At 72.6% G+C, this 11,499-nt stretch carries 9 protein-coding genes; 4 read left to right on the plus strand and 5 right to left on the minus strand.

Annotated features, from left to right (window positions below; genetic code table 11):
- Positions 1-1,552: beta-N-acetylhexosaminidase (locus tag EEJ42_RS39325; RefSeq protein WP_123106948.1), on the plus strand; the 1,552-nt coding region annotated here is incomplete at its 5' end.
- Here the strand turns inward: EEJ42_RS39325 and EEJ42_RS39330 are convergent.
- Genes EEJ42_RS39330 through EEJ42_RS39345 form a run of 4 tightly spaced genes read right to left on the minus strand, consistent with a single transcriptional unit; the run spans position 1,553 to position 7,450 of the window.
- Entirely contained in the window at positions 1,553-2,719 is a 1,167-nt protein-coding gene (locus tag EEJ42_RS39330) for an acyl-CoA dehydrogenase family protein (protein WP_184503489.1), read from the minus strand.
- 3 nt (positions 2,720-2,722) lie between these two features.
- Positions 2,723-3,655, minus strand: a complete 933-nt coding sequence (locus EEJ42_RS39335) for a hydroxymethylglutaryl-CoA lyase (RefSeq protein ID WP_123106949.1) — start codon at positions 3,653-3,655, stop codon at positions 2,723-2,725.
- Positions 3,655-5,766, minus strand: coding sequence for an acetyl/propionyl/methylcrotonyl-CoA carboxylase subunit alpha (locus EEJ42_RS39340; protein ID WP_123106950.1), 2,112 nt, complete (start codon positions 5,764-5,766; stop codon positions 3,655-3,657). The genes EEJ42_RS39335 and EEJ42_RS39340 overlap by 1 nt, the downstream gene beginning before the upstream one ends.
- A 31-nt stretch (positions 5,767-5,797) precedes the next feature.
- Complete coding sequence (locus tag EEJ42_RS39345) at positions 5,798-7,450, minus strand: carboxyl transferase domain-containing protein (RefSeq protein ID WP_123106951.1); 1,653 nt, start codon at positions 7,448-7,450, stop codon at positions 5,798-5,800.
- A gap of 98 nt (positions 7,451-7,548) precedes the next feature.
- On the opposite strand from EEJ42_RS39345, the gene EEJ42_RS39350 reads away from it, so the two are divergent.
- The 3 genes from EEJ42_RS39350 to EEJ42_RS39360 all read left to right on the plus strand — a co-directional run bounded on the left by EEJ42_RS39350 (position 7,549) and on the right by EEJ42_RS39360 (position 10,367).
- A complete protein-coding gene (locus EEJ42_RS39350; RefSeq protein WP_123106952.1) occupies positions 7,549-8,187 on the plus strand; it encodes an SACE_7040 family transcriptional regulator in 639 nt (212 codons plus the stop codon).
- Between the two features lie 57 nt (positions 8,188-8,244).
- Positions 8,245-9,402, plus strand: a complete 1,158-nt coding sequence (locus tag EEJ42_RS39355; RefSeq protein WP_123106953.1) for an acyl-CoA dehydrogenase family protein — start codon at positions 8,245-8,247, stop codon at positions 9,400-9,402.
- Between the two features lie 65 nt (positions 9,403-9,467).
- Positions 9,468-10,367: an acyl-CoA thioesterase gene (locus tag EEJ42_RS39360; RefSeq protein WP_123106954.1), complete on the plus strand. Its 900-nt coding sequence runs from the start codon at positions 9,468-9,470 to the stop codon at positions 10,365-10,367.
- Positions 10,368-10,502: 135 nt separating this feature from the next.
- On the opposite strand, the gene EEJ42_RS39365 is transcribed toward EEJ42_RS39360, so the two are convergent.
- The gene (locus EEJ42_RS39365) at positions 10,503-11,312 is read right to left on the minus strand and encodes a phosphatase (protein WP_123106955.1); all 810 of its coding nucleotides are present in this window, start codon (positions 11,310-11,312) and stop codon (positions 10,503-10,505) included.
- Positions 11,313-11,499 lie beyond the last annotated feature (187 nt).

The raw sequence follows: 11,499 nt of genomic DNA on the forward strand, positions 1-11,499 counted from the left end.
CGGCGCCGCCGCGGCCGCGCCGGTGCCGCTGGACCGGGTCGTGCCCGCGCCCGCCTCCGTACGGCCCGGCAAGAGCCCGTACACGATCCGCCCGACGACCCCGATCCGGGTGGAGCCCGGCTCCCGCGCGGCGCGCACCGCGGGCGACTATCTGGCGGGCGTGCTGCGCCCCGCCACCGGCTACCGGCTGCCGGTCACGGCGCGCGGGGGCGGGGACGGCATCCGGCTGCGGATCGTGCGGGACGCCAAACGGTCGGGCGCGAAGGGGACCGGGGCGAAGGGGACCGCGGCGAGGGGGCTCGGCGCGGAGGGCTACCGGCTGGTGGTGACCCGACGCGCCGTCACCATCAGCGCCCGCACCTCCGCCGGGCTCTTCCACGGCATCCAGACGCTGCGGCAACTGCTGCCCGCGTCCGTCGAACGCGCCACCCGGCAGCCCGGCCCCTGGCGGATCTCCGGCGGCACCATCACCGATGTGCCGCGCTACGCCTGGCGTGGCGCGATGCTCGACGTCTCCCGGCACTTCTTCACCGTCGACCAGGTCAAGGCGTACGTCGACCAGCTCGCCCTCTACAAGATCAACAAACTGCATCTGCACCTCTCCGACGACCAGGGCTGGCGGATCGCCATCGACTCCTGGCCCCGGCTGGCGACGTACGGCGGCTCCACCCAGGTCGGCGGCGGGCCCGGCGGCTACTACACCAAGGCCGACTACCGGGAGATCGTGCGGTACGCGGCGCAACGCCACCTCACCGTCGTCCCCGAGATCGACATGCCCGGCCACACCAACGCGGCCCTCGCCTCCTACGCCGACCTCAACTGCGACGGCGTCGCCCCGCCCCTCTACACCGGCACCGAGGTCGGGTTCAGCTCGCTGTGCGTGCCCAAGGAGGTGACGTACGACTTCGTGGACGACGTCATCCGCGAAATCGCCGCCCTCACCCCCGGCCGCTACCTCCACATCGGCGGCGACGAGGCGCACTCCACCAGCCACGACGACTACGTGGCCTTCATGGACCGGGTCCAGCCGGTCGTCGCCAAGTACGGCAAGACCGTGGTCGGCTGGCACCAGCTGACCGGCGCGCGCCCCGCCAAGGGCGCGATCGCCCAGTACTGGGGGACAGACGGCAGCGAGAAGGAGGTCGCCGACGCCGCCAAGAACGGCACCCGCCTCGTCCTCTCGCCCGCCAACCGCGCCTACCTGGACATGAAGTACGACCCGAGCACCCCGCTGGGGCTCAGCTGGGCCGGATACGTCGAGGCGAAGCAGTCCTACGACTGGGACCCGGGCAGCTACATCGCCGACGCCCCGCCGTCCTCGGTCCTCGGCGTGGAGGCCCCGCTGTGGTCGGAGACCCTCTCCACCAGCGCCCACATCGCGTACATGGCCTTCCCCCGTCTCCCCGGCATCGCCGAACTGGGCTGGTCGCCCCGGTCCACGCACGACTGGGACGACTACCGGGTGCGCCTCGCCGCCCAGGCGCCCCGCTGGGACGCCCTGGGCATCGACTACTACCGCTCCCCGCAGATCCCCTGGCCCGCCGCCGAGTGATCAGCTCGCGAACCCCAGTTCCCGTGCGATCAGCATTCGCTGCACCTCACTCGTCCCCTCCCCGATTTCCAGGATCTTGGAATCCCGCCACATCCGGGCCACCGGGTACTCGTTCATGAAGCCGTATCCGCCGTGGATCTGGGTCGCCTCGCGGGCGTTGGTGACCGCGACCTCCGAGGAGTACAGCTTCGCGATCGACGCCTCTTTCTTGAACGGCTCGCCCAGCACCAGGCGGGAGGCCGCGTCGCGCCAGGCGACGCGGGCCATGTGGGCGCGGGTCTCCATATCGGCGATCTTGAACTGGATGGCCTGATTGGCGCCGATCGGGCGGCCGAAGGCCTCGCGGGTCCTGGCGTAGGACACCGACTCGTCCACACAGCCCTGGGCGAGCCCGGTGGCCAGGGCGGAGATGGCGATGCGGCCCTCGTCGAGGATGCGGAGGAACTGGGCGTAGCCACGGCCCAGGTCGCCCAGGAGGTTGGCGGCCGGGACGCGGCAGTCGGCGAAGGACAGTTCGCGGGTGTCCGAGGCGTTCCAGCCGACCTTGGAGTAGGGGGCGGCGACGCTGAGGCCGGGGGTGCCTGACGGCACGATGATCGAGGAGATCTTGGGGCGGCCGTCCTCGGTGCGGTCGGTGACCGCGGTGACGGTGATCAGGGCGGTGATGTCCGTGCCCGAGTTGGTGATGAAGCACTTGGTGCCGTTGATCACCCACTCGTTGGTGGTCTCGTCCAGCCGGGCCGTGGTGCGGGTGGCGCCCGCGTCGGAGCCGCCGCCCGGCTCGGTCAGCCCGAACGCGCCCAGGGTCTCCCCGGAGCACAGCCCGGGCAGCCACTGGCGCTTCTGCTCCTCCGTCCCGTAGAGGAAGATCGGCATCGCGCCGAGCGAGACCCCGGCCTCCAGGGTGATCGCGACGGAGGAGTCCACCCGGGCCAGCTCCTCCAGGGCCAGGCACAGCGCGAAGTAGTCGCCGCCCATCCCGCCGTACTCCTCCGGGAAGGGCAGACCGAACAGCCCCATCCGGCCCATCTCGCGGATGATCTCGTACGGGAACTCATGGTGCTCCCAGTACTCCCCGATCTTCGGGGCGACCACATCGTGCGCGAACGCCTCGACGGTGCGGCGCAGTTCCTCGTGCTCGGGGGAGAGACGATGGTCGATCGCCATGACTCACATCTCCTTCTGGGAGAGGGCGCGGACGGTGCGGGACGGGCTGGGTCGGCCCAGGTGCCGGGCCATCCACACGCTGGTGGCGGTGAGACGGCGGATGTCGACCCCGGTCTCGATGCCGAGGCCGTCGAGCATCCAGACCAGGTCTTCGGTGGCGAGGTTGCCGGTGGCGCTCTTCGCGTACGGACAGCCGCCCAGGCCGCCCGCGGAGGCGTCGACGGTGGTCACGCCGTGCTGGAGGGCGGCGAGGGTGTTGGCGAGGGCCTGGCCGTAGGTGTCGTGGAAGTGGACGGCCAGCCGGTCGGCGGGGATGCCCGCCTCGCCCAGGGTGGCCAGCAGCTCCTGCACATGGCCGGGGGTGGCCACCCCGATGGTGTCGCCGAGGCTCACCTCGTCGCACCCCATGTCGATCAGGCGGCGGCTGACCGAGACGGTCTGCGAGATCGGGACCGGTCCCTCCCAGGGGTCGCCGAAGCACATCGACAGATAGCCGCGCACGGTCACGCCCGCCTCGCGCGCCGCGGTGACGACCGGCTCGAACATGGCGAGCGCCTCGTCCACCGTCCGGTTGAGGTTGGCCTTGGCGAACGCCTCGGTCGCGCTGGCGAAGACGGCGATCTCCCGCGCGCCCAGTGCGAGCGCACGGTCCAGACCGCGCTGGTTGGGCACCAGCACGGGGAGCCGCGCCCGCACATCGTCGATAAGCGGCATCAGCTGCTCGGCGTCTGCCAGCTGGGGCACCCACTCCGGGCGGACGAAGCTGGTGGCCTCGATGGTGGTCAGCCCCGCGTCGGCCAGCCGCCGGATGAACTCGGCCTTCACGGCGACCGGCACGAGGGTCTTCTCGTTCTGTAGTCCGTCGCGCGGCCCCACCTCGTGGATGCGCACCCGGGCGGGCAGCCCCGGGGCCGGGACGGTCAGGGGGAGGGTCATCACGCACGCTCCTCGGTCTCGCGCGGGGCGACGACCGCCAGCAGCTGGTCCATGGCGACCGTGCTGCCGGGGGTCACCTCCAGTTCGGTGACGGTCCCGTCGTGCGGGGCGGAGATGAGGTGCTCCATCTTCATCGCCTCGACCACCAGCAGGCCCTGGCCCGCGGTGACCTCGTCCCCGACGGCCGCCTTCACGACGGTGACGGTGCCGGGCATGGGGGCCGTCAGCTCCCCGGCGTGCGCGGCGGCGGCCCCGCCGCGCAGCGTCTCCTCAATGGGGTCATGCCCCACCACCCGCCAGGCATCCCCGCTCCGCCCCAGCCAGTGGCTCGCGCCGTCTGCGACATGCCGGAAGCGGTGGGTGACCCCGCCGAGGTCCAGCAGCACCGTGCGGTTGTCCAACGGGATGAGCCGCGCCGCCGTGTCCGCGGCCGTGCCGCCACTGCCCGAGCCGTCCGTGCGCTCCATGAGCACCCGCGCGTCCCGGGCCCGCCCGCGCACGCGGACCGTCACCGGGGCGTGGCCCGCGACTCGGAGGCGGTGGATCGTCCAGGCGGGCTCGCCGCCGATCCGCCACCCGGTGGGCACGGAGAACGGATCGACCCAGACATCCGCACCGGAGCCGCTGCCTCCCGCGCCATCGCCCCGCGGGACGGGCGGCTCCAGCGCCGCCTGGCGCAGCAGCGCCGCCGCCGCGTAGACCTCGTCGGGGATCGTGGACGGGAGGAGCGAGGCCGCCGCGCGGTCGACCAGACCGGTGTCCAGATCGCCCGAGGCGACCTCCGGGTGGGCGGCCAGCCGGCGCAGGAAGCCCGTGTTGGTGTCCACGCCGAGGATGGTCAGGGAGCCGAGGGCCGCGCGCAGCCGGCGCAGCGCCGTGGGGCGGTCCGGGCCGTGGGCGATGACCTTGGCGAGCATCGGGTCGTACACCGTGCCGACCTCCGTGCCCGCGCTCAGCCCGGAGTCGACGCGGACCCCCTCGCCCGCGGGCTCGTCCAGGGCGAGCACCGGTCCGGCCGACGGGAGGAAGTCCACCCGGCCGTCGCCCGCCACACGGGCGGTCTCGGCGCAGATACGGGCCTCCACCGCATGGCCGCCGAAGGTGATGCCGTCCTGGCCGCAGGGCAGTGGTTCGCCCGCGGCGACCCGCAGCTGCCACTCCACCAGATCGAGGCCCCCGCTTCCCTGGATGGACACCGTGAGCTCGGTGACGGGGTGCTCGACCTGGAGGCGGGTGTTCATCTCCATGAAGCAGTACGCGGACGGGTCGGCGCCGGGCACGATGAACTCCACCGTGCCCGCGCCCACATAGCCGCACGACCGCGCCGCCTGCACCGCGGCCTCGCCCATCAGAGCCCGGGTGGTCTCGTCCAGCAGCGGGCTGGGCGCCTCCTCGATGATCTTCTGATGGCGGCGCTGGAGCGAGCATTCGCGCTCGCCGAGGTGGATCACCTGGCCGTGGCCGTCCGCCAGCACCTGGATCTCGATGTGGCGCGGCCGGTCGATCCAGCGCTCGACGAGCAGCGTGTCATCGCCGAACGCGCCGCGCGCCTCGCGCCGGGCGGCCGCGATCTCGTCGGCGAGCAGCGCCTCGTCCCGCACCAGCCGCATGCCCTTGCCGCCGCCGCCCGCGGACGGCTTGAGCAGCACGGGGGTGCCGATCTCCCGGGCGGCGTCGATGAGCTGGGCGTCGGTGAGCCCGCTGCCGGAGGAGCCCGGCACCACGGGCACCCCGGCCGCGCGCACGGTCTCCTTGGCGCGGATCTTGTCGCCCATCAGCTCGATGGCACCGGCGGGCGGGCCGATGAAGGCGAGCCCGGCGTCGGCGCAGGCGCGGGCGAACGCCGCGTTCTCCGCGAGGAATCCGTAGCCGGGGTGGACGGCCTGCGCGCCGGTGCGGGCGGCCGCGTCCAGCAGCCGCTCGATCGACAGATAGCTCTCGGCGGCGGCCGCCGGGCCGATCCGCACGGCCGTGTCCGCCTCCCGGACGTGCCGGGCGTCCGCGTCGGCGTCGCTGTACACGGCGACCGAGCGGACGCCGAGCCGCCGCAGGGTGCGGATGACGCGGACCGCGATCTCCCCGCGGTTGGCCACCAGGACCGTGTCGAACATCGCATGCGCCGCACTCATCGGGTGCATCCCCTCACATCCGGAAGACGCCGTAGCCGGGCGCCGCGGGTTCCTTGGCCGTGCGGTCGGGCAGCGGGGCGCTCGCGCACGCGGTGAGGGCGAGGCCGAGCACCGTACGGGTCTCGAGCGGGTCGATCACCCCGTCGTCCCACAGCCGCGCCGTGGCGTAGTACGCGCTGCCCTGGGTCTCGTACTGCTCGCGGACCGGCGCCCGGAACGCCTCCTCGTCCTCCGTGCTCCACTTCTCGCCGCGCGCCTCCAACTGGTCGCGCTTGACGGTCGCGAGCACGGAGGCGGCCTGCTCGCCGCCCATCACCGAGATCTTGGCGTTGGGCCACATCCACAGGAAGCGCGGCGAATAGGCCCGGCCGCACATCGAGTAGTTGCCCGCGCCGTAGGAGCCGCCGATGACGACCGTCAGCTTGGGCACGCGGGTGCAGGCGACGGCGGTGACCATCTTGGCGCCGTGCTTGGCGATGCCGCCCGCCTCATAGCTGCGGCCGACCATGAAGCCCGAGATGTTCTGGAGGAAGACCAGCGGGATGCCGCGCTGATCGCACAGCTCGATGAAGTGGGCGCCCTTCTGGGCCGATTCGGAGAACAGGATGCCGTTGTTGGCGACGATGCCCACCGGATGGCCCATGATCCGGGCGAAGCCGGTGACCAGAGTCGTCCCGAACTCGGCCTTGAACTCGGCGAACCGCGAGCCGTCCACCACCCGGGCGATCACCTCGCGCACGTCGTACGGCGTGCGGGAGTCGACCGGGACCGCCCCGTACATCCCCGCGGGCTCGACCGCGGGCTCCTCGGAGGGCGTGAGCGGCCAGGGCGGCGCGCCCTGCTGGGCGGGGGAGGGCGGCAGGGTGGAGACGATCGTACGGACGATGCGCAGCGCGTGGGCGTCGTCCTCCGCGAGGTGGTCGGTGACGCCCGAGACCCGGGAGTGGACCTCGCCGCCGCCCAGCTCCTCCGCGGTGACGACCTCGCCCGTGGCCGCCTTCACCAGCGGCGGCCCGCCCAGGAAGATCGTGCCCTGGCCGCGCACGATGACGGCCTCGTCGCTCATCGCCGGGACATAGGCCCCGCCCGCCGTGCAGGATCCGAGCACCGCCGCGACCTGCGGGATCCCGGCGCCGGACATCCGCGCCTGGTTGTAGAAGATCCGCCCGAAGTGGTCGCGGTCCGGGAAGACCTCGTCCTGCATGGGGAGGAAGGCGCCGCCGGAGTCGACCAGATAGACGCACGGCAGCCGGTTCTCCAGCGCGACCTCCTGGGCGCGCAGGTGCTTCTTCACCGTCATCGGGTAATACGTGCCGCCCTTGACCGTGGCGTCATTGGCGATGACGACCACCTCACGGCCCGCGACCCGCCCGATCCCGGCGATCACCCCCGCCGCCGGGGCCTGGCCCTCGTACAGCCCGTCGGCGGCGAGCGGCGCCAGCTCCAGGAACGGCGAGCCCGGGTCCAGCAGGGTGTCCACCCGGTCGCGCGGCAGCAGCTTGCCGCGCGCGGTGTGCCGCGCCCGCGCCTTCTCGCCGCCGCCCAGCCGGGCCGCGGCGAGCTTCTCGCGCAGCCGCGCGGCCAGCTCGCGGTGTGCGGCCTCGTTGGCCTGCCAGGCGTCGGACCCCGGGTCGGCGCCGCTTCGCAGCACCGGTGCCTGCTCCATCGCTACGGGCCCCCTCGTCTCGCCGTCGTGGTTAGTGGTCGTTAACTCGACACCCACCAGGTTAACGACCACTAACCGCGCTGTCTAGAATTGCTTCCATGAGCACGCAAGCCCCTGCACCGACCCGCCGCGAACAGATCCTCAAGGAGGCGGCCCGGCTCTTCGCCGAGCGCGGCTTCCACGGCGTCGGCGTCGACGAGATAGGCGCGGCGGTCGGCATCAGCGGCCCCGGCCTCTACCGGCACTTCGCCGGGAAGGAGGCGATGCTGGCCGAGCTGCTGGTCGGCATCAGCGGCCGGCTGCTGACGGGCGGCAAGCGGCGCGCCGCGGAGGCGACGGAGGCCGGGGACGCCCCGGCGGCACTGCTGGACTCGCTCATCGAGGGCCACATCGACTTCGCCCTGGACGACCGCCCGCTGATCATCCTCCACGACCGAGAGCTGGACCGGCTCCGGGACACCGACCGCAAGCTGGTGCGCTCGCTCCAGCGGCAGTACGTGGAGCTGTGGGTCGAGGTCGTGCGGCGGGTCTATCCGGGGCTCGCCGAGGCCGACGCCCGGGCCTGCGTCCACGCCGTGTTCGGGCTGCTCAACTCCACCCCGCACCTGGGCCGCCCCGGCGCCCTCCCCGGCCGCGAGGCCACCGCCGCGCTGCTGCACCGCCTGGCCCTGGGCGCGTTCGGCGCGGCCCACGCCTCGGACGGCGGCGCCCACGCCTCGGACGCTCTGGACAGGTGAGGTGACTGGCCGGTAGCTTCGGCTGAGCAAGCGCTTAGCCAGAGGGAGGCCGCAGAGATGCGTCGCACGGTGTTCAACGAGGACCACGAGGCATTCCGGGAGACCATCCGCGACTTCATCGCCGCCGAGGTCGTCCCGTACTACGAGGAGTGGCGGGAGGCCGGTCAGGCTCCGCGCGACTTCTACAAGAAGCTCGGCGAGCTGGGCATCTTCGGCATCGAGGTCCCCGAGGAGTACGGCGGCGCGGGCGAGACCAGCTTCAAGTTCAACGCGGTCATCACCGAGGAGTGCGCCCGCGCCGGGGTGAGCTTCGGCGGCAGCAGCGTCCACACCGCGCTCTGCCTCCCGTACATCCTCAAGTACGCCAACGAGGAGCAGAAGCAGCGCTGGCTGCCCTCGTTCGTCTCGGGTGACCTGATGACCGCCATCGCCATGACCGAGCCGGGCACCGGCTCGGACCTGGCGGGCATGAAGACCACCGCCAAGCTGTCCGAGGACGGCACGCACTACGTGCTCAACGGCGCCAAGACCTTCATCACCGGCGGCGTGCTCGCCGACCGCGTCCTGGTCTGCGCCCGCACCGCGCCCGCCACCCCCGAGGACCGCCGCGGGGGCATATCCATCCTCGTCGTGGACACCACGAGCGAGGGCTACGCGGTCGGCCGCAAGCTGGAGAAGCTGGGGCTGAAGACGTCCGACACCGCCGAGCTGTCGTTCACCGATGTCAAGGTGCCGGTGGAGGACCTGCTGGGCGAGGAGGGCAAGGCGTTCGGCTACCTCGCGCACAACCTGCCGCAGGAGCGCCTGGGCATCGCCGTGAGCGCGTACGCGCAGTCCGCCGCGGCCGTCGAGTTCGCCAAGGCCTACGTCCAGGACCGCGAGGTCTTCGGCAAGAGCGTGGCGTCCTTCCAGAACACCAAGTTCACGCTGGCCGACTGCAAGGCCGAGGTGGACGCGATGCAGGCGGTCGTCGACCGGGCCCTGGACGCGCACGACGCCGGTGAGCTGACCGCCGCCGACGCCGCCTCGGCGAAGCTGTTCACCACCGAGCGCGCGGCCGTCGTCATCGACAAGTGCCTCCAGCTGCACGGCGGTTACGGCTACATGATGGAGTACCCCATCGCCCGGCTGTACGCGGACACCCGCGTCACCCGCATCTACGGCGGCACCAGCGAGGTCATGCGGTCCATCGTCGCCAAGTCGATGGGGCTGTGACGGTCGTCATGAGCACGCTCGTCGGCAACGGTGCCGCAACACGGGTCTGCAAGACTGCTTGAACCATGAATGACGCACTACAGAGCCTGCTCGACCTGCTCGACCTGGAGCGGATCGAAGAGGACATGTTCCGCGGCACCAGCGATGCCGCACCCCTCGTGCCGCGGGTCTTCGGCGGCCAGGTGGCCGCCCAGGCCCTGGTCGCCGCGGGCCGCACGGTCCCGGAGGACCGTCCGCCGCACTCGCTGCACGCGTACTTCCTGCGGCCCGGCGACCCCGGGGCGCCGATCGTCTACACGGTCGACCGGATCCGCGACGGCTTCTCCTTCACGACGCGCCGCGTCGTCGCCGTCCAGCACGGGCAGCCGATCTTCCACCTGTCCGCCTCCTTCCAACTGCACGAGGAGGGGCTGGAGCACCAGGAGCCGATGCCGGACGTACCGGATCCGCTCTCGCTGCCCACCGCCGAGGAGCTGCTGCCCCGGTACGAGCACCTGCTCGCCGGGCCGGGGGTGGTCGACCGGATGCTCCAGGCACGGGCCGCCGTCGACCTGCGGTACGTGGACGCTCCGCCGTACGGCAGCGTCGGACAGCCCCGCGAGCCGAAGTCGCAGGTTTGGTTCCGGACCGACGGCAAACTGGACGGCGTCGCCGACGATCCGATGCTGCACGTCTGCCTGGCCACCTATGTGTCCGACATGACGCTGCTGGACTCGGTGCTCCTCGCCCACGGCCGCGGCGGCTGGGCGGTCGGGGACATCGTCGGCGCCAGCCTCGACCACGCCATGTGGTTCCACCGGCCGTTCCGGGTGGACGACTGGCTGCTGTACGACCAGGAGAGCCCGTCCTCGTCCGGTGGCCGCGGCCTCGCCAAGGGCCGCATCTTCACCGCCGACGGGCGGCTGGCCGTCTCGGTGATCCAGGAAGGGGTCATGCGGGTCCCTCGGCCGCGCACGAAGAAGTGACCCCCGCCGGGGAACCCCGGGAGGGGTGACGCTTGTCCCTCCCGGCGCTGGGTCCGGTTCCGACGCGCGTCCCGGTCTGACGCGCGTCCCGGTCTGACGCGCGTCCCGGGCGGCGCGCGTCCCGGGCGGCGCGCGTCAGAACTGGGCCGTCAGCCCCGCCGCGTCCAGCAGGTAGGCCGTCATCGGCGCGTAGAACCGCGGATTGGTGACGTGGTCGTCCAGCGGGACCACCGCCTGAAGCGTCCCTTCCGCCTCGCCGAGGAACAGCGCCGGGTCGTTGCAGTCCGCGTACCCCACCGCGTCGATGCCGCGCTGCCCCGCGCAGCCCGCCCAGCCGTGGTCGGCGACCACCAGGTCCGGCAGCGGCCGCCCCTCCCGGGCCAGCCCGTCCAGGATGGCCGCCATGGGGGCGGGGGAGTGGGTGTGCCACAGCGTGGCGCCGCGCTCCAGCATGGCCACGTCGCAGAACTGGAAGACGTACCCCTCGTCCGCGTGCAGCCCGCCCGGGATCTCGACGATCTCGCACCCCGCCGCGTGCAGCGCCGACGCCGTGGCGCTGTGCACCTCCAGCAGCCCGCCCGGGTGCCCCGTGGCGAACAGCACCCGCTGCTGCGCCTCGGCCGCCTTCCGCAGCACCGACGCCATCCGGTCCAGCGCGCCGACCGTCAGCTCCGGGTCGATCGTGTCCTGCCCGGTGCGGTGCTCCGGGTCGTCGATCACCCCGCACCGCTCCGCCATGACGGCCAGCACGTCCTGCTCGTCCACCCAGCGGTCGTCCAGTTCCAGACCCAGCCAGTAGTGGCGGTCGCCGTTCGCGAGCTTGCGGTAGTGGGAGAGGTTGTTCTCGCGTGGGGTGGCGACGTCACCCGCGATGCGCGTACGGACGAGATGGTCGATCAGTTCGGCGCGGCTGGGCACGGCACTGGGTATCGGCATGTGGCCCATTGTCGCCCCTGCGTCAGGGAAATGGGGCGCATTACTCGCCTGCGGACGTGGCGTGGGCATGGCGAGCCGGGGGCGCCCGGGGAGCCCCCGGCCAGGGCGGTCCGGACCGCCCCTACCGGCTGGGACGGCGACTACGGCCGGCCCCGCCACCGGAACCGCGGCCCGAGCCGCCGCCGGTGCCGCGTCC

Origin of the sequence: Streptomyces botrytidirepellens (assembly GCF_003721215.1) — a bacterium.
GTDB classification, from domain to species: domain Bacteria; phylum Actinomycetota; class Actinomycetes; order Streptomycetales; family Streptomycetaceae; genus Streptomyces; species Streptomyces himastatinicus.

Excerpts from the sequence above, each read along its gene's own strand:
- EEJ42_RS39345 (WP_123106951.1), bottom strand. The coding sequence starts at position 7,450 with ATGGAGCAGGCACCGGTGCTGCGAAGCGGCGCCGACCCGGGGTCCGAC.
- EEJ42_RS39330 (WP_184503489.1), bottom strand. The coding sequence starts at position 2,719 with ATGGCGATCGACCATCGTCTCTCCCCCGAGCACGAGGAACTGCGCCGC.
- EEJ42_RS39335 (WP_123106949.1), bottom strand. The coding sequence starts at position 3,655 with ATGACCCTCCCCCTGACCGTCCCGGCCCCGGGGCTGCCCGCCCGGGTG.
- EEJ42_RS39365 (WP_123106955.1), bottom strand. The coding sequence starts at position 11,312 with ATGGGCCACATGCCGATACCCAGTGCCGTGCCCAGCCGCGCCGAACTG.
- EEJ42_RS39350 (WP_123106952.1), top strand. The coding sequence starts at position 7,549 with ATGAGCACGCAAGCCCCTGCACCGACCCGCCGCGAACAGATCCTCAAG.
- EEJ42_RS39340 (WP_123106950.1), bottom strand. The coding sequence starts at position 5,766 with ATGTTCGACACGGTCCTGGTGGCCAACCGCGGGGAGATCGCGGTCCGC.
- EEJ42_RS39355 (WP_123106953.1), top strand. The coding sequence starts at position 8,245 with ATGCGTCGCACGGTGTTCAACGAGGACCACGAGGCATTCCGGGAGACC.
- EEJ42_RS39360 (WP_123106954.1), top strand. The coding sequence starts at position 9,468 with ATGAATGACGCACTACAGAGCCTGCTCGACCTGCTCGACCTGGAGCGG.